This is a genomic window from Kushneria halocnemicola (assembly GCF_965650455.1).
In the GTDB taxonomy this organism is placed as follows: domain Bacteria; phylum Pseudomonadota; class Gammaproteobacteria; order Pseudomonadales; family Halomonadaceae; genus Kushneria.
Genome location: NZ_OZ287968.1, coordinates 1,073,892 through 1,090,206, shown reverse-complemented (window position 1 = coordinate 1,090,206; position 16,315 = coordinate 1,073,892). Strand labels below are relative to the sequence as shown.

Sequence of the window (16,315 nt, the reverse complement as noted above, 5' to 3'; positions counted from 1 at the left end):
CAGTATTGTCGTCACTATGGTTGTCATCACTGCGGTGCGGACTCACGGTGTTCTCCCGGGCGCTGTCGTCGTATGGGGGCGGGGGGATGTCGGGGCCGGGGTGCTGTCGGTCAGATCGCTCAGGGCATGGCAGGCGGCGCCAAGCGTGGTGGCCAGTTCCCGCGCCCGGCCCAGCGTTTCCCCTTCAGGCTCGCAGTCCACGAGATGGGTGTCGCAGGCGAACGCCGCGATATCCAGATCGTCGCGACTGCGGGCATCGGTGAGTATCCAGAGACTGATGGTCAGACCCGGTATCTGACGTGTGAGTCGCGACAGGCGCTGGCGGGTGTCATCAAGGCCGTGTCGCAGGGGCGTGCCGCCACCCGGGGTGATCTGTTCCAGCAGGGAAACGATCGTACGCGGGGGCCGTCGCGGTGACATGACTTCGGTGATACCGTCGCCGCCCAGTGTCAACAGCATCAGCTGCTCGCGTGCCAGATAGGCGCCAGCGGCGAGTCGCTCGACCAGTGCCATGGCCCTTTCAAGCTGACGCGCGCGCTGCTGTCCACCCTGACGGCTCAGGCTGGAGCCGGAAATATCCAGCACAATGCAGGTGAGCCTGTCAGGGCGTCGTCGCTCACGGCGCCGGATCAGACTCGATGAATCGATTGCTGGCCGCCTATGAGCGATGATCGCTCTGCGCAAGCTGCCGGGCCAGTCGATGCGCGCTCGACCAATGGCGTGACGCCCCCGGGTTTGTCCCTTCGGCTGGTTAATGCGCGCTGGACGTTTGATAGGCGGGAGCTGGATGGACTGTTCGCCGACAGCCTTCAGGGCAGGTGAGCCCTGACGAGATGCCAGACTGCCCCAGTCGCCGTCGCGTTTGTCACCACGATTCTCGTCAGACGCCTGAGGCTCGCTGTTGTCGGAAGAGGATGACGGTGGCGCAGTAGCATCGGTTCGGGGGGCCGAGGCATCGCGACTCGAGGTAAGATCAGGTCGGCTCGGCGCATCGGGTGGCGTACGACGCCCCTGATACCCGCAAGCGGGTTCGCCTTGTGAAGAGGCACCGTCCGGGTCGGGTGTTTCGTCCTCGTGGTGGTCACTGTTGCCACTGTTACCGGTATTGCCCCCCTCGGAAGACTGTGTCGCGGCCCATTGGGGCGCTCGATGCGCCATGACCAGCGGTGCCAGCGTCTCGATATCCTCGAGTGTGACCGTGTTACGCCCCTGCCAGGCGGCGTGGGCGAGCGCGCCACGCCGCCAGGCCAGATCGGCGCGAACGCCTTCCACGCCGGCCTCGACACAGCGTGTGGCAATGACGCGCGCCAGCGCCGATGACAGGGTGACGGTGGTAAGCTGCTGACGGGCGGCAGACAGTCGCTTGCACAGCTGCGCCTGCTCGTCCTGCCAGGCCGCCAGAAAGGCCTCCGGGTCATGATCGAAGGCCAGCCGGCGCTCGACAATCTGCAGGCGTTGTTCGATATCCGGGGCAGGATGGTCCAGTACGGCCAGGCCAAAGCGGTCCAGCAGCTGTGCTCGCAGCTCGCCTTCATCGGGATTCATGGTGCCGATCAGCAAAAAGTCCGCCGGATGCTGATGGCTGATGCCGTCGCGCTCGACATGGTTGATGCCGCTGGCGGCCACATCGAGTAGCAGGTCGACCAGCGCATCGGGCAGCAGGTTGACCTCGTCGATATAGAGCACGCCTTCATGAGCGCGTGCGAGCAGCCCGGGCTGGAAGGCGACTTCACCATCGCCCAGGGCCCGCCCAAGATCCAGCGTGCCGGTCAGCTGGGCTTCGTCGGCGCCCAGCGGCAGTGTGATCAGTGACGAGCGGGAAAAGGGCAGCAGCTCGGCAAGGCTGCGTGCCAGTGTGGATTTGGCCGTACCGCGCGGACCGCTGACGAGCACGCCACCCAGACGCGGGTCCAGTGCGGCCAGAATCAGCGCAAGCTTGAGGCGTTCATGGCCGGTAACGGCCGCGAAGGGAAACAGAGAACGTGTGGCGTGGGTCATGCCACCTCCGCAAAAGTAGCAGGGCGTGGCAGTGTCACATGACAACGCGGCGCTGCTGGACGATGAGTGGCGGCGTCAGTGACCGCAGCGGCTGTCGGCAGGGACGGCCACCTGATAAAAAAGTACGTCAATTGTGAGCTCCTGCGTATCGACCCGTACGCGCGGCAGTCATTACTGATGATGCCGTGAGCATCACCACCCTGTATTATCGCCGGGCCGGTCTCCGGGCTGACGAGCTGGCGGACATGTATCCTGCCGGGTTGAAGCACCTTCCCGACCATAAGGGTCAGTGGTCACGCCAGAGGCGTCTGCTTCAAACCACTCGATTACCGTTGCGGGGACAGCAGTGAACTTGCATCACTTTCCCGATTATCCCGTGCACAAACACGGGCACCCGAGCGCTGCTCATCGTGGGCCGGGGCAATGATGGAGTCAAGTCCGGCACCGCGCGGCGCCCGGGCCTTTTGATCCCGCTGTCGTACGTTATCGTTGTTCCGCTGCCGGGTGCCTGGTAGCGTCTGTCCATGTTTACCCGAGTCAATGTCATGACCTTTAATATTTCACCGATTGACGATGCCAGCGACGCCAGTATTCAGGCGCATCTTGATAGCCGGCTGAAGCCGCCGGGGGCACTGGGCACGCTGGAAACCACGGCCGCGTCACTGGTGCGCATTCTGGGGGCTTCACAAACCACCATTGAATCGCCGGTCATGCTGCTTTTTGCCGGTGATCATGGTGTGGCTGCCGAGGGGGTATCCATCGTCGAATCCTCGGCCACGCAACTGATGGTGCATCACTTTCTCAAGGGTGATGCCTCCATCAATGTGTTCTGTCGTCAGGCAGACATGGCGTTGAAGGTGATCGACTGCGGCACGCTTACGGCACATGACCCCCATCCGCAGCTTGTCAGCCACCGACTGGGCAACATGACGGCGCCCTTTCATCGTGAACCTGCCATGACGCCCGAGCAGCTCGAGGCAGGCTTTGACAACAGCCGTCGGTTGGTCGAAGAGCTTCATGCCGACGGATGCAATCTGATCGCACTGGGAGAGATGGGCATCGGCAACACGACCAGTGCCAGCGCACTGATGGCTGCGTTGACCCATTTACCCTTTGAAATGTGTATTGGCGCCGGCAGCGGAGTGACACCGCTTATCATGAAGCGCAAGCAGGACATCGTGCAGCTGGGGCTTCAGCGCCATGCGCAGGCGCTGCATGACCCGAAGTCAACGCTGGCCGCGCTGGGCGGATTTGAAATCGTGACCATGGTGGGGGCGGTTCTGGCCGCGGCCGAAAAGGGCATGGTGATTCTGGTAGATGGTTTCATCACGACCGTGGCGGCGCTGTGTGCCTGTCGGATTGCCCCTGAGGCGCGCGGCTATCTGATCTTTTCGCACTGCGGTGATGAGCGTGGTCACAAACCATTGCTGGATCAGCTTGAGGCGGTGGCGCTTTTACACATGGGACTGCGTCTTGGGGAGGGCTCCGGTGCGGCGCTGGCGCTGCCGCTGCTGCGTTCGGCGCTGGCCTTTTATCATGAGATGGCTTCGCTGGAGGAGGCCGGCGTGACGTTATGAGCCATAAGAGCCTGACACGCCAGTGGCAATGGGGCTGTCTGGCAGTGAGTTTTCTGACGCGCCTGCCGGTGCGCATTCGTGGTGACGTTACGCCAGAGGCGCTGGGACGCTGTCATCGCTGGTTTTCGTTGGTCGGTGCGCTGATCGGACTGGGGCTCGCGCTGATGTACTGGGGCATCGAACATGTTCTGCCCGCCTCCGTTGCGGTATTCGTGGTCCTTGGGCTGTCGCTCTGGCTGACCGGCGCGTTGCACGAGGACGGGCTGGCGGATTGCATGGATGGCCTGGGCGGCGGGCAGGATGTAGCGCAGCGGCTTGCCATCATGAAGGACAGTCGGGTCGGCAGCTATGGCGTGCTGGCGCTGATCGTGAGTCTGGTCGGGCGCTGGCTGTTGTTGAGTGCACTGGCACAGCAAAGCGTCGGGCTGGTGATGGTTGCATTGATCACCGCTCACAGCCTGAGCCGCGCTCTTGCGGCCTTCATGATGGGGGCGATGCCTTACCTGCGAGCCGACGGCAACAGCAAGGTGAAGACGCTGACCGGTCATCAGCGCGGCAGCGATCGTGGCTGGCTGGTCGGAGTGGCCATCCTCGTAACGGTGCTGGCTGCCGGTGTGTCATCGGGGATCGTATTGATTTTGGTGACGGCGCTATCGGGGCGAATTCTGTATCGCTGGTTGAATAACCGGCTTGGCGGCGTCACGGGCGATGCGCTGGGCGCCGTACAGCAGATCACCGAAATGCTGTTATATCTGACGCTGGTGGTAATGCATGCATGAGCTGATTCTTGGCGGCGCTCGCAGCGGCAAGAGCGCCCACGGCGAGGCGCTGGCCGCACAGAGTGCGTGCGAGGTGACCTATATCGCGACAGCACAGATTCATGATGACAGCGAAATGCGCTCGCGCATCGAGGCCCATCGGGCAAGAAGGCCGGGGCACTGGGCGCTGGTAGAAGCCCCTCTTGCTCTTGGCGACGCCATTGCCTGTCATGCCGGGCATGGTCGTCTGCTATTGGTGGACTGCCTGACCCTCTGGCTGACCAATATCCTGCTCGACGGCGAAAAGCGGTTTCTACAAGAGCGTGCCCGGCTGCTGGAGGCTCTCGATAGCGCTCCCGGGCGTGTGATCATGGTCAGCAATGAGGTGGGGCAGGGCGTTGTGCCCATGAATGCGCTGTCGCGACGCTTCGTGGATGAGGCTGGATGGCTTCATCAGACGCTGGCGGGACACTGTCAGCGGGTCTGGTGGGTGGTCGCCGGGCTGTCGCAGTGTCTCAAGGGCGACAGAGCATGACGTTTCAGACCCTGATAATTGATTGTCTGCGTCATGGCGCCTGTGAAGGGCCACAGCAATGCCTGCGGGGGCATACTGATGTAGCGCTGAGTGCTCAGGGAAGAATCGATATGCTGGCGGCGGCAGGGCGGTTGCCGCATCCTCATGCGATTATCAGCTCGCCGCTGATTCGCTGTCAGCATGTGGCCGCGTCTCTGGCTCGTAACAGGGAAGTGCCACTGCACACCGTCGCCGAGACCATGGAGATGAATTTTGGCGATTGGGATGGAGTGGCCACGGATCAGCTTCTACAGCACACCCGGCCGGCACTGGAAAATTTCTGGGCGGATCCTCAGGCATTTCCGCCACCCGGCGGGGAGACGCTCGACGCCTTTCTGGAGCGTATCGAGCAGGGGTGGCAGCGTATTGTTGCCACCGGCATGGCGCTGGCGGAGACACAAAAGGACGTGACGGGCGCACCGGTTCGTTTGCTGGTCTGCGGCCATGCCGGCGTTATCAAGAGCTGGATCGCTATGCGCCTTGGTATATCGACTCGGCGGGGTGCCTATCTTCATCGTCTATCCCTGCCTTATGCGGGCCTGGCCCGACTGCGAGTAGACATCAACCGCCAAAGCGATGAGCAGTTTGAACAGTTGTGCTACCTGGGAGCGTAAAGCAGTGGGTTTAAGTAGCAATACAATCAATTTATACCGTTATCTTTCATGTGGTTGATAATTATCATCGCTGCATTAATTGTTGATCAAGCTATGGGGGAACCTCGGCGATTTCACCCACTTATCGGACTGGGTTGGTGGATATCAACCGTCGAAAAAGGGATTTATCGCATAAAGCAAAAAGAATCCATGGCGCTACTCGCTGGTTTCGCCGGCTGGAGCGCGGTCATCATACCCATTATGGTGATCACACTGTACGTAGACCGTTTGTTCAATGGCATCTGGCACGGCCTACTGGCGGTTTTTGTATTTTATCTGGCCATCGGTCGAAAGAGTCTGATCGAACATGCCGAACGCGTTCATCGGCCTATGGCAGCGGGTGATATTGTCAGCGCTCGTCAACAGGTCGCGATGCTGGTCAGTCGGGATACCCATCAGCTCGATACTTCCGAGATATCGCGAGCGACTTGTGAGTCGGTGCTCGAAAACGGCAGCGATGCGCTCTTTGCCGCGATTTTCTGGTTTGCCGTCGCCGGTATTCCGGGGGTTGTGCTTTATCGAGTGGTTAATACGCTCGATGCCATGTGGGGGTATCGCAGCGAGCGCTATCTTTATTTTGGCCGCGTTGCCGCGCGCGTGGATGACGCCATGAACTGGATACCGGCCCGATTGACGGCGCTTTCCTATGCATTGGCCGGCTGGCACTGGCAGGCCTCAAAAAATACCTGTCGTACGGCACTGCGGTGCTGGCGAGAGCAGGGCAGCCACTGGAAAAGCCCCAACGCTGGCCCCGTCATGGCAGCCGGCGCAGGCGCGCTGGGCGTGCAGCTCGGCGGGGGTGGTATCTATCATGGCAAATCCGTTGAAAGCCCGGTGCTGGGCACCGGTCGGCCTGCTTCCATCCACGATATACGGCGGGTTTGTACACTTCTCCGCAATGCACTGCTGATATGGCTGGCAGCGCTTTTTGTTATCGCGTGGGTTCTGCCATGACTGACACATCGATTTCTCTGACGAAGCACGGCGGCAAACTGACGGAGGCCAGCCGTCGTCATGGCATCGAACGCTGTAATTGGCTGGATCTTTCCACCGGTATCAACCCTTGGCCCTATCCGATGGCACCCATCGATGCGAGGTCCTGTCAGGCACTGCCGGATCACGATCAGGGCCTGCACGCCGCCGCCGTTCGTTACTATCTTGGCAAGTCAGCCACACCCGACTCTAAACGGCCGCTGACGCTTTTGAATATTCCCGGCTCCCAATGGGCCATCGAAGCACTGCCACAATGCTTTGCTTCGGGAAGCGTGGCACTGCCCGATACTGGCTATCGCGAACATGAGTGGCGCTGGCAGCAGGCGGGTCATCAAACGCTTTTTTACGATGCAGACCGGCCCGATAAAGCAATGCAGCACATCTTCAGTGCAAACACGCTTCGAGCCGTGATAGTCGTCAACCCCAACAATCCGGGTGGGCAACATGTGCCACCCCGCACTCTGCGCCAACTGGCCGGTGCACTGAAAGAGAAGGGGACGGTACTGATCGTTGATGAGGCCTTTGCAGATGCGACCCCTGAGAAGAGTCTTCTGCCGGATATCGCCGACAACATCATTGTGCTGCGCTCGTTTGGCAAGTTTTTCGGTCTGGCCGGGCTACGCCTGGGCGCCGTTGTGGGGGCAAGTCAGTCAGAGACTCTGCAGCGGCTGTCATCGATGCAGGGACCCTGGCGGGTGACATCACCGGCGCAGCTGGCCGGTATGGAAGCCCTGTCAGACCACCACTGGCAGAAGGTCATGAGAGCAAAGCTGCAGCGTGCCAGCCAGCAGCAGGGCCAATGGCTTGAAAAACGACTCGGCGCTCATGGCGATATCACGCGCCGACGCCAGAGCGCACTCTTCAACGGCTTCGACATGACGCTGGCTCGTGCCCGGCAGTGGCATGAAGCGCTGTCGCAGCAGGCCGTGCTGACGCGCCTGTGGGTCGTGGACGAACAGTGCGCCATCCTGCGCTTTGGACTTCATGATGAAAGGATACAAACAACGCGGCATCTGGAGCAGGCCATGTCAGCGGCCGGCCGTGTTATGGAGAAGCGGTCATGACCCGTCATGCCTACAGCAGGACTGAAAAGGAAGCCATCTACCGGGTTATTCGTGAGCGTCGGGACATGCGCCACTTTCTGCCCGATCCGATCGACCCGGATGTGATACGGCGAATGCTCGAGGCCGCGCATGACGCACCCAGCGTGGGCTATATGCAGCCATGGCGTTTTGTCTGCATCCGCGACCCGTCACTACGCGAGGCCATGGCCCGGCTCGTGGATGATGAGCGTCAGGCGACGGCGCAGGCGCTTGATGAACATGGTCAGGCGTTTCTGGAACTCAAGGTTGAAGGCATTCGCGAATGTCCGGAGCTTTGGGTGGTGGCCCTTTGCGACGCACGCGAACAGTACGTTTTCGGGCGGCGAACGCTCAATGAAATGGATCTCGCCTCGGCCAGCTGCGCCATTCAAAACCTCTGGCTGGCCGGCCGGGCCGAAGGCATCGGCGTTGGCTGGGTGTCCCTTTTCGATCCCGAGGCATTGAAATCGCTGATCGGTGCCCCCGAAGGGGCATGGCCCATTGCCATTCTGTGCATGGGACATGTCGAGGCCTTCTACAGCGCCCCCATGCTGGAACAAAAGGGCTGGGACAAGCGCCGGACACTGGCCGATCTGATCAGTATTGACGGCTGGCCTGAATAGCTTTTTAAAAATGCATCTTTGCATCGCGAGAACGCAGCTGAATTGCCTGCAATGATTTCACTCGCTGGGATCTCGCCTCTTTGAACGTTTTGTCGTCACCGCCATCGTGCAGACCGGCCATTTGACGTCCGCAGCCTGAGTATCAGGCGGACAAGATATCGTTATTAATCCACTGACAAGAAGGTGCTATCAAGCATCAGATCCGCGTCCAAGTTGGTCAATCGTCATTAGAATATTTGTTAAATCATGATATGGACTATATTGATTTGTGCAGGACTTATCGACTCAAGGAGGATGCTGGATGACATTGATTAAAAAAGGGGCCACTACGCTGGCCATCGCAGGCGCCATGTTTGCCGTGGCGGGTTGTTCAAGCTCCGAGCCGAGGCAGGAGGACCCCAACATCGATAGCGTGATTCAGCAGTCCGAACAGGGCTATCGGAACACGACCGTGGGCTACACCTTCACCTATCCCCAAAACTGGCAGAACAGCATTGTTCAGCGCGATACGTTCGAGTGGAATGGCAAGAATATCGATGCGCAGAACATGTCGGTCTTTTATTACAAGAATTTTGAACGCAACAGCGAGCCTGAGCCGTTGCTGGCCCTGGCGGCCTACCCGCAGCAGGAATGGGAACAGATGCAGCGCCAGGCAAAGGATCGCAGTGGTACGACACCGCCCCATGTCATCGCTACCAAAAATAACCAGGTTCTGGTCGCCTATATCAATACGCAAAATCCGTATGATGCCGACTCTGTTCAGGGACAGCAGTATGCTCGTCATGTCCTGACGCCCGGGCAGGTTCAAAGCGCCATCAGCTGGTAAGCTGACGTCATGGCAGGGCCCTTGCGGGCCCTGCCATCGAGATCTCTCCCATGGATCCTGTCTCCCTGATCGTTCTCTCCTTTTTACTGCCGCCCCTGGCAGTTTATCTGGCCGTTGGCGCCGGCGATGCACTCTGGCTGAACCTGCTGCTGACGCTCATGGGCTATGTTCCGGGTATCATTCACGCCTTGATCGTTGTCATCTGACAACGGTGTCAAAATGGGTTCGCATTTCGTTTATGATGCGTGTCTTGCCCAACAATTATCGGAGTCCATGAATGCTCAAGCGATTCGAGCGTAATGTCAGCGGTCATGACTACGTCGTTGGCGATCTGCACGGGCATTACGCATTACTCGAGCATGAGCTGACCCGGATCGAATTTGATCCGGCCAGCGATCGCCTTTTCTGCGTAGGAGATCTGATCGATCGCGGCCCGGACTCTCTCAAGTGTCTTGAATTGGTGCATAACGCCTGGTGTTTTGCAGTTACCGGCAATCACGAAATGATGGCTCGCAACGCGCTCTTTGATAATCACTGGGGCCAATGGTTGAGCAATGGGGGAGAGTGGTCACAACACCATGACAAAGTGGTGCTGAGGAACCGTCTGGCCGAGGCCATGATGAAAATGCCACTGGCGTTTGAGGTCGAAACCAGCCATGGCGTGGTAGGCATCGTGCACGCCGAACCTCCAAAGGACTGGGCCGACATTCGCAGGACCTCGCGTGAAACGCTGCTCTGGTCACGCCAGCGAATCGAGTCCGGCAATCAGGATGTCGTGGCCGGTATCGATGCCGTTGTGGTAGGGCATACGCCGGTGCCCGAGCCCAGAACGCTTGGCAACGTACGCTATATAGATCTTGGCTCGTTTTTCAGCGGTCGGGTCTGTCTGGAGCGGCTCGAGGATGTCGCTGCCATGATGAAAGGGCACATAAATCCCTGAATGTTCGCAAACAACCTCTTTCCTTTTGCATAACAGTGATGTAGGATACGCACCGTTCTCGCCGATATCGAGAGCAGTGTCGGGGCGTAGCGCAGCTTGGTAGCGCGCCACAATGGGGTTGTGGAGGTCGCAGGTTCGAATCCTGTCGCCCCGACCAAAAGCTTTATGAAAAAGCCGCTTACGGTTAATCACCGAAGCGGCTTTTTCGTGCCCGTTTCCGGCAACACCCCCATGAATTTTCCCTTTTACAGCAGGACTTTCGTGCCCTGAAAGCCGGCTTTTGCTTGAATGGGACATGAGTTGACCGATTCAGGAGACAAACGATGAAAAGCCTTCCCGGAATGGTGGTCGGCACGGTGGTGGGTCTGGTGGCCTGGTTTCCCAGCCAGAGCATGGCGCTTTGCATCATGCTTGGCATCGCCTGCGGCGTGGCATGGGACATCTGGCGCAAACGCACGTCCTAGCACCGGCCTGGATGTCTGAAAACGCCTCAAAAATAGTAGGGACAAGGCCGCATTGTGGCGGTTATGCTGAGCCGCGCGACCAATAACCTCTTTTGGCGCTTAAGAATTTTTAATCTTTGGTCATTGCAGGCTCAGGAGAAAGGCGTGGCTCGTCAATTGAAAAGCGCTACACGATGGTTGGGCATCACGATAGCCATCGGCGCACTGTCAGGTTGTTCCCTTTTTTCTTCGGACAGGCCGGAAAGCGCTGCGGTAGCACCGCCGCCACTGGCGCTGGTCGGATACGATGGAATGAACGTATGTCAGCCCTACAGCGACAGAACCTGGGGCAATTTTCTAATGATCGGCAAGGTGGTTTCTGTCGACTCACCTGAAAACATGCACGTAAATATCCTGCGTGCCGAAGCCATGAATCAGCCCTCCATCCAGATGACCGGCTATCCACGGGAAATCATCGATCAGCGCAATAAATGGTATCCCTGTGATGGCCAAAAAGGATAACGCTATGGGTTTAACTTTGCCAATGAGGCTTATTGTCATATTTACATAAAAGCCCCATAAAAAGTGCGTTATACTGGTTACATCAAATTACTGCTTGATGAGGAGCAGTGACAGCCGGCTTACCCTGACTAAACGGCTGGCTGTCCAAACCTCACACCGCCTCTCTGAGGCGGTTTTTTTTGGTCACGACAAAGTAGATGGCATACCGTCTCAAATAAAAATTATTCTCCTTTGCATTGATTTCCTTTTCAGGATCGTCCAGAGTGTTTCTCAGACGCCACGGCGTCTGGTTCATTTCGGTATGTCAGGTGCTGAAATGAATTCTCTCCTCATCATCAGGTCCTTTCGCCGCCTTTCCTCTGGAAAGGCGGCTTTTTATGGCTGGAACCACGACACATTATCGGCCTGTCCGAGCCATGCAGGCATGGCCCCCCTGAGCTACCTTGGAGACTGTGACGCGTTACTCACCGGACAAGGGAGACTGATTCATGGCTTATGCCAATATCGTCGACAGCAACAACAATGCCATCGATCTCTACTATCAGGATTGCGGGCAGGGGCCGACAGTGGTGCTGATCCACGGCTGGCCGTTGAGCCACCGCATGTGGGAGTACCAGATCAATGCCCTGACCGAGGCAGGATATCGCTGCATCGCCTATGACCGTCGCGGTTTTGGCGAGTCCGAAAAGCCGTGGCATGGGTATGACTACGACACGCTCGCCGACGATCTGGCAGGTCTTCTGGAACATCTTGATATCGATGATGCCACACTGGTCGGTTTTTCAATGGGCGGTGGCGAAGTCGCCCGCTATCTCGGACGCCATGGCAGCAAGCGCATTCGTGGCGCTGTTCTGGTGGGTGCCGTACCGCCTTATATGCTCAAGACCGATAACAATCCGGAAGGTGTGGATCAATCCATTTTTGATGACATGCTGGCCAACGTAAAACAGGACCGTCCCGGCTTTCTGGGCGGATTCGGCAAGCTGTTCGTCAACCATGAGGGCCGGGCGCCCACGCTCTCCGATGAACTGCTGGCCTACAATCAGAGCATTGCCAATTTTGCCTCGCCTCGAGCCACGCAGGAGTGCATCAAGGCATTCGGTTTCACGGATTTTCGACAGGATCTGGAAAAATTCGATGTGCCGACGCTCGTTATCCATGGTGATGATGACCAGATCGTCCCGCTGGCTGCCAGCGGCCAGCGCTCGGCTGACATGATCAAAAACGCGCGGCTGGAAATCGTCAAGGATGGCCCGCACGGGCTGAACTTCACTCATGCTCAGGAGCTCAACCGGCTTCTGATCGATTTTCTTGAGCAGGGGCGTTAATGCAAAAGGGGAGGCCACCGTGGCCTCCCCATGAAAAAATTCGGCCAGCAGATACGCTGGCCGTCAGGCATGACACGTGTTGCTGTTACCGGAAGCCGTGCTGAGCCCAGTCAACATCCTGTTGCCATTGGACTCCCTGTCCATGCGCTTCCCTGCACCATGTTGTTCTCTTTCCCGGCACGATCACCATGGCGGATCAAGATGACAGGAATGTGATACTGACGTGTCATCACACAGAGGACGTACAAGAAAGCCCGTGTTGAGCTTGCCCCCTAAACGCTTGCAGGTAATGGATCATCAATCATGAGTGAACTGAGAACCACACTGGTGCAGGCCGATCTGCGCTGGGAAGATATCGATACCAACTGCCAGCTTCTTGATGAGTGGCTTCAGGATGTTACGACCAGCGATCTGATCGTTTTGCCGGAAATGTTCTCCACCGGCTTTAGCATGGCTCCGGAGCGCATGGCCGAGCCCATGGCGCAAAGCAAAGCCATTGCGTGGATGCAGCGGGTTGCACAGTCACACAATGCGGTGGTTACCGGCAGCGTTGCGGTTGCCGAAGGAGACCACTATTTCAACCGCATGGTCTGGGCGCGCCCGGATGGCACCATGGTGACCTACGACAAGCGCCATCTTTTTCGCATGGCCAATGAAGATGAACACTATGCAATGGGCACCGAGCGCCCTATTGTCGAAATCAACGGCTTCAGGGTCCTGCTGACAATCTGCTACGACCTGCGCTTTCCCGTGTGGTTACGCAACGTGGACTGTGAATACGATGTCATGATCTGTGTGGCCAACTGGCCTTCGGCAAGACGACTGCAGTGGCGAACGCTGCTCCAGGCCCGTGCGATCGAAAATTTGAGCTATGTGATCGGCGTCAATCGCGTAGGTGACGATGCCAACGATCTGAACTACACCGGCGATTCGATGCTGATCGACTATCGCGGCGATGCACTCATTGACGAAGCGCCGGGTCGCGCGTTTGTACGCACCGGTGTCATTGGCAAGCAAAGCCTTGAAGACTTTCGTGAACAGTACCCGACCCATCGCGATGCCGATCGTTTCACGCTGCACGTCTAGTCAGTCGCGTGTGTATTATCGAAAAGGCCCCGGGCAGCGTAGCCCGGGGCCTTTTTGAGACTGGAGAGCAGTAATTCAGACAGACGGCGTCCGAGCGTCCAATCCTTTGACATGTATCTTGATCACGTACATGCGCAAATCTCAGGGTTTCAGACATCTCATTTCTGCCGGAAAACGAGCTGGATCCGCGCAGACTTTAGACCCTGAACGACCCTGAACGACCCTGAACGACCCTGAACGACCCTGAACGACCCTGAACGCTTCAGCGCAGATTCCGGTCACATCGATGGATCAAACGCTGCCTCGATGAGCCCACGGGTATAGGCATGACGTGGCTGATCAATCACTTCCCGGGTATCGCCCTGCTCGACGATTTCGCCATCCTTGAGCACCATCAGGCGATGAGCCATCGCCCTGACCACTGCCAGATCATGGCTGATGAAAAGATAGCTGAGCTGACGTTCGCGCTGAAGCGTGCGCAACAGTTCAATCAACTGGCTCTGCACGGTGCGATCCAGCGAAGAGGTGGGTTCATCAAGCACCAGAATGCGGGGGTGTAGAATCAGCGCCCGCGCCAGTGCAATCCGCGCGCGTTGACCGCCGGAAAATTCGTGCGGATAGCGCGTCAGCACATCCGTTGCCAGCCCGACAGAAGATAGCGTCTCGATGACCTGCTCGCGCAGTGCTCTGCGATCCAGCTCGGGACAATGAAAACGCAAGCCTTCGCTGACGATTTCCTCGATGGTCATGCGCGGCGACAGGGCACCGAAAGGGTCCTGAAACACGATCTGCATGTGACGACGCTCAAGGCGCAGCGCGCGGCTGCCCAGAGCGTCGAGGCGAGTATTGCCCAGCCATATCTCGCCGGTCGAGCCCACCAGACGCAGCAGGGCCTGCGCCAGCGTACTCTTGCCGGAGCCGGATTCGCCGACAATCCCGAGCGTCTCGCCCTGGCGCAGGGCCATGAACATCGGTTTCAGGGCAACAAAAGGGGCCGGACGCGGTGCCAGTAGTCTTTTAGCCCCTTGAAAGGCCACCGACAGGCCAGTTGCCGACAGAACCTCGGGCGCCTGTTCGGCAATGGGACAGGGCTGGCCGTCCGGCTCGGCCTCGATCAGGGACTGGGTGTAAATGCTGGTCGGGCGCGACAGTACTTCCCGGGTCATGCCGGTTTCCTGCACACGCCCCCGATGCATCACGCAGACCCGATCGGCCCAGCGCCGCACCAGGTTGAGATCGTGGGTAATCAACAGCATCGCCATCCCCATCGAGTCCGCCAGCTCCCGCAGCAGCAATAAAATCTCGCGCGCCACGGTCACATCAAGTGCGGTCGTTGGCTCATCGGCCACCAGCAGCTCGGGGCGATTGGCCATTGCCATGGCAATGACCACGCGCTGGCGCTGCCCACCGGAAAGTTCGTGAGGCCAGGCATTGATCAACTGCTCGGGGCGGGGCAGGCGTACCTGTTGCATCAGCTCAATGACCCGGGCGCGAAGGGCATTACCGCGCAGCGATTGATGCAGGGTAATGGCCTCAGCGATCTGACGTCCGATACGGTGTAGCGGATTTAGAGCACTCATGGGTTCCTGAAACACCACGCCGACTCGCTCGCCATGGAGTGCTTTCCATTCGTGGCGGGAGAGGGCGTCAAGTCGGGTTTCTCCCAGCCATCGGCCACCTTCAACGCGAATCCCCGGCGGGACAAGATCCAGCGCCGCCATCGCGGTCATGGTCTTGCCGGAACCGGACTCGCCCACCAGCGCCAGCGTTTCACCGGCTGTGACCGCGAGACTGACGCCGTGCACCAAAGGCGTATCATTTGCAAAAACATGCAGCTTTTCCAGCGAGAAAACGGTTTTTTCGAACGGCTCCATCACGTCGCACTCCCGATCACGGGCTGCACCGCGTGGCGCGGGTCAAAGGCGTCACGCAGGCCTTCTCCGATAAAGACCAGCAGCGACAAAAGAATGGCCAGCGTCATGAAGGCCGTGATACCCAGCCAGGGCGCCTGCAGATTGTTCTTGCCCTGCGCTACCAGCTCGCCCAGTGATGGCGACCCCGGCGGCAGGCCAAAGCCCAGAAAATCCAGCGCCGTCAGCGTGGTGATGGCGCCGGTAAAGATAAACGGCAGAAAGGTGAGCGTTGAAACCATGGCATTGGGCAGCACGTGGCGCCACATGATGAGTCGGGCCGGTAGCCCCATCGCTCGGGCGGCGCGAACATAGTCAAGGTTACGCGCCCGTAAAAACTCGGCCCGCACGATATCGACCAGCCCCAGCCATGAAAAGGCGATCATGATCAGCGCCAGCCACCAGACGCTGGGCACCACCAGGCTTGAAAGAATGATCAGGATAAAGAGCATCGGCAGGCCGGACCACAGCTCGATCACGCGCTGGCCGACCAGATCCACCCGGCCGCCGACATACCCCTGTACCGCGCCTACCACGACGCCGATAAGCACCGACCCCAGTGTCACCAGCCCTGCAAACAGCACCGAGAGTCGAAAACCATAGATGACGCGGGCCAGCACATCGCGTCCCTGATCATCGGTGCCCAGCCAGTGAGCTGCACTCGGCGGTGCCGGAGCCGGCGTATCGAGCGTCATGTCGATGCTCTGCCACGAAAAAGGGATAGGCGGCTGAATCAGCCATCCCTGTTCACGAATCAACGATAAAACGGTCGGATCGCTGTAAAGCGCCGTGGTGGGCAAAAAGCCGCCGAACACGGTTTCGGGATAGTCCACCAGCAGTGGCCAGTACCATTGACCGTCGAAACGCACCACCAGCGGTGTGTCGTTGGCAATCAGCTCGGCCGGCAGCGTTATCACCAAAAGTGCCAGAAACACGACGCTTGCCACCATGGCGCGCCGGTTGCCGCGAAAGACAGCGAGCCGGCGCTGCATGATGGGAGAG

General features: G+C 58.8%; 17 protein-coding genes, 1 tRNA gene and 1 riboswitch. Of the genes, 15 read left to right on the top strand and 3 right to left on the bottom strand.

Annotated features, from left to right (window positions below):
- Nucleotides 1-42 precede the first annotated feature (42 nt).
- Entirely contained in the window at nt 43-1,998 is a 1,956-nt protein-coding gene (locus tag ACS92L_RS04925; protein ID WP_438767406.1) for an AAA family ATPase, read from the bottom strand.
- A 197-nt stretch (nt 1,999-2,195) separates the two neighbouring features.
- Nucleotides 2,196-2,412: riboswitch (cobalamin riboswitch) on the bottom strand.
- A 131-nt stretch (nt 2,413-2,543) separates the two neighbouring features.
- Between ACS92L_RS04925 and cobT the strand changes: the two genes are divergently transcribed.
- From cobT to ACS92L_RS04850, 15 genes are all read left to right on the top strand, one after another.
- Nucleotides 2,544-3,575, top strand: coding sequence for a nicotinate-nucleotide--dimethylbenzimidazole phosphoribosyltransferase (gene cobT / locus ACS92L_RS04920; RefSeq protein ID WP_438767404.1), 1,032 nt, complete (start codon nt 2,544-2,546; stop codon nt 3,573-3,575).
- The gene (cobS, locus tag ACS92L_RS04915; protein ID WP_438767403.1) at nt 3,572-4,354 is read left to right on the top strand and encodes an adenosylcobinamide-GDP ribazoletransferase; all 783 of its coding nucleotides are present in this window, start codon (nt 3,572-3,574) and stop codon (nt 4,352-4,354) included. Before cobT ends, cobS begins: the two co-directional genes overlap by 4 nt.
- On the top strand, nt 4,347-4,868 hold the full coding sequence (gene cobU / locus ACS92L_RS04910; protein WP_438767401.1) for a bifunctional adenosylcobinamide kinase/adenosylcobinamide-phosphate guanylyltransferase: 522 nt from the start codon (nt 4,347-4,349) through the stop codon (nt 4,866-4,868). The genes cobS and cobU overlap by 8 nt, the downstream gene beginning before the upstream one ends.
- Entirely contained in the window at nt 4,865-5,521 is a 657-nt protein-coding gene (locus tag ACS92L_RS04905; RefSeq protein ID WP_438767400.1) for a histidine phosphatase family protein, read from the top strand. The genes cobU and ACS92L_RS04905 overlap by 4 nt, the downstream gene beginning before the upstream one ends.
- A gap of 48 nt (nt 5,522-5,569) precedes the next feature.
- Nucleotides 5,570-6,514, top strand: a complete 945-nt coding sequence (gene cbiB, locus ACS92L_RS04900; protein ID WP_438767399.1) for an adenosylcobinamide-phosphate synthase CbiB — start codon at nt 5,570-5,572, stop codon at nt 6,512-6,514.
- Complete coding sequence (locus ACS92L_RS04895; RefSeq protein ID WP_438767397.1) at nt 6,511-7,617, top strand: threonine-phosphate decarboxylase; 1,107 nt, start codon at nt 6,511-6,513, stop codon at nt 7,615-7,617. Before cbiB ends, ACS92L_RS04895 begins: the two co-directional genes overlap by 4 nt.
- Entirely contained in the window at nt 7,614-8,258 is a 645-nt protein-coding gene (bluB, locus tag ACS92L_RS04890) for a 5,6-dimethylbenzimidazole synthase (RefSeq protein ID WP_438767396.1), read from the top strand. The genes ACS92L_RS04895 and bluB overlap by 4 nt, the downstream gene beginning before the upstream one ends.
- A 301-nt stretch (nt 8,259-8,559) precedes the next feature.
- Nucleotides 8,560-9,084 carry a hypothetical protein gene (locus ACS92L_RS04885; RefSeq protein WP_438767395.1) on the top strand — a complete coding sequence of 175 codons (525 nt, stop codon included), beginning with the start codon at nt 8,560-8,562 and terminating at the stop codon, nt 9,082-9,084.
- Nucleotides 9,085-9,134: 50 nt separating this feature from the next.
- On the top strand, nt 9,135-9,290 hold the full coding sequence (locus ACS92L_RS04880) for a YqaE/Pmp3 family membrane protein (protein WP_438767394.1): 156 nt from the start codon (nt 9,135-9,137) through the stop codon (nt 9,288-9,290).
- 71 nt (nt 9,291-9,361) lie between these two features.
- Nucleotides 9,362-10,024 (top strand): metallophosphoesterase, encoded by a 663-nt coding sequence (locus tag ACS92L_RS04875; protein ID WP_438767393.1) that lies wholly within the window; start codon nt 9,362-9,364, stop codon nt 10,022-10,024.
- An 80-nt stretch (nt 10,025-10,104) separates the two neighbouring features.
- Nucleotides 10,105-10,181, top strand: a tRNA-Pro gene (locus tag ACS92L_RS04870).
- A gap of 166 nt (nt 10,182-10,347) precedes the next feature.
- Nucleotides 10,348-10,488, top strand: a complete 141-nt coding sequence (locus ACS92L_RS04865) for a hypothetical protein (protein WP_438767392.1) — start codon at nt 10,348-10,350, stop codon at nt 10,486-10,488.
- A gap of 144 nt (nt 10,489-10,632) precedes the next feature.
- Nucleotides 10,633-10,989: a hypothetical protein gene (locus ACS92L_RS04860; protein ID WP_438767391.1), complete on the top strand. Its 357-nt coding sequence runs from the start codon at nt 10,633-10,635 to the stop codon at nt 10,987-10,989.
- Between the two features lie 488 nt (nt 10,990-11,477).
- Entirely contained in the window at nt 11,478-12,317 is an 840-nt protein-coding gene (locus ACS92L_RS04855) for an alpha/beta fold hydrolase (RefSeq protein WP_438767390.1), read from the top strand.
- 303 nt (nt 12,318-12,620) lie between these two features.
- Complete coding sequence (locus ACS92L_RS04850) at nt 12,621-13,403, top strand: amidohydrolase (RefSeq protein ID WP_438767389.1); 783 nt, start codon at nt 12,621-12,623, stop codon at nt 13,401-13,403.
- Between the two features lie 278 nt (nt 13,404-13,681).
- Here ACS92L_RS04850 and ACS92L_RS04845 read toward each other — a convergent pair whose 3' ends face one another.
- Complete coding sequence (locus ACS92L_RS04845) at nt 13,682-15,277, bottom strand: ABC transporter ATP-binding protein (RefSeq protein WP_438768416.1); 1,596 nt, start codon at nt 15,275-15,277, stop codon at nt 13,682-13,684.
- Nucleotides 15,277-16,305 (bottom strand): ABC transporter permease, encoded by a 1,029-nt coding sequence (locus tag ACS92L_RS04840; RefSeq protein ID WP_438768414.1) that lies wholly within the window; start codon nt 16,303-16,305, stop codon nt 15,277-15,279. Before ACS92L_RS04840 ends, ACS92L_RS04845 begins: the two co-directional genes overlap by 1 nt.
- Between the last annotated feature and the right edge of the window lie 10 nt (nt 16,306-16,315).

What these genes read in the sequence shown, in the direction of transcription:
- ACS92L_RS04880 (WP_438767394.1), top strand. Translation starts at nt 9,135, where the DNA reads ATGGATCCTGTCTCCCTGATCGTTCTCTCCTTTTTACTGCCGCCCCTG.
- ACS92L_RS04895 (WP_438767397.1), top strand. Translation starts at nt 6,511, where the DNA reads ATGACTGACACATCGATTTCTCTGACGAAGCACGGCGGCAAACTGACG.
- ACS92L_RS04855 (WP_438767390.1), top strand. Translation starts at nt 11,478, where the DNA reads ATGGCTTATGCCAATATCGTCGACAGCAACAACAATGCCATCGATCTC.
- cobT (WP_438767404.1), top strand. Translation starts at nt 2,544, where the DNA reads ATGACCTTTAATATTTCACCGATTGACGATGCCAGCGACGCCAGTATT.
- ACS92L_RS04905 (WP_438767400.1), top strand. Translation starts at nt 4,865, where the DNA reads ATGACGTTTCAGACCCTGATAATTGATTGTCTGCGTCATGGCGCCTGT.
- ACS92L_RS04845 (WP_438768416.1), bottom strand. Translation starts at nt 15,277, where the DNA reads ATGGAGCCGTTCGAAAAAACCGTTTTCTCGCTGGAAAAGCTGCATGTT.
- ACS92L_RS04875 (WP_438767393.1), top strand. Translation starts at nt 9,362, where the DNA reads ATGCTCAAGCGATTCGAGCGTAATGTCAGCGGTCATGACTACGTCGTT.
- bluB (WP_438767396.1), top strand. Translation starts at nt 7,614, where the DNA reads ATGACCCGTCATGCCTACAGCAGGACTGAAAAGGAAGCCATCTACCGG.
- ACS92L_RS04850 (WP_438767389.1), top strand. Translation starts at nt 12,621, where the DNA reads ATGAGTGAACTGAGAACCACACTGGTGCAGGCCGATCTGCGCTGGGAA.
- cobS (WP_438767403.1), top strand. Translation starts at nt 3,572, where the DNA reads ATGAGCCATAAGAGCCTGACACGCCAGTGGCAATGGGGCTGTCTGGCA.
- ACS92L_RS04885 (WP_438767395.1), top strand. Translation starts at nt 8,560, where the DNA reads ATGACATTGATTAAAAAAGGGGCCACTACGCTGGCCATCGCAGGCGCC.
- ACS92L_RS04865 (WP_438767392.1), top strand. Translation starts at nt 10,348, where the DNA reads ATGAAAAGCCTTCCCGGAATGGTGGTCGGCACGGTGGTGGGTCTGGTG.
- cobU (WP_438767401.1), top strand. Translation starts at nt 4,347, where the DNA reads ATGCATGAGCTGATTCTTGGCGGCGCTCGCAGCGGCAAGAGCGCCCAC.
- ACS92L_RS04925 (WP_438767406.1), bottom strand. Translation starts at nt 1,998, where the DNA reads ATGACCCACGCCACACGTTCTCTGTTTCCCTTCGCGGCCGTTACCGGC.
- ACS92L_RS04840 (WP_438768414.1), bottom strand. Translation starts at nt 16,305, where the DNA reads ATGCAGCGCCGGCTCGCTGTCTTTCGCGGCAACCGGCGCGCCATGGTG.
- cbiB (WP_438767399.1), top strand. Translation starts at nt 5,570, where the DNA reads ATGTGGTTGATAATTATCATCGCTGCATTAATTGTTGATCAAGCTATG.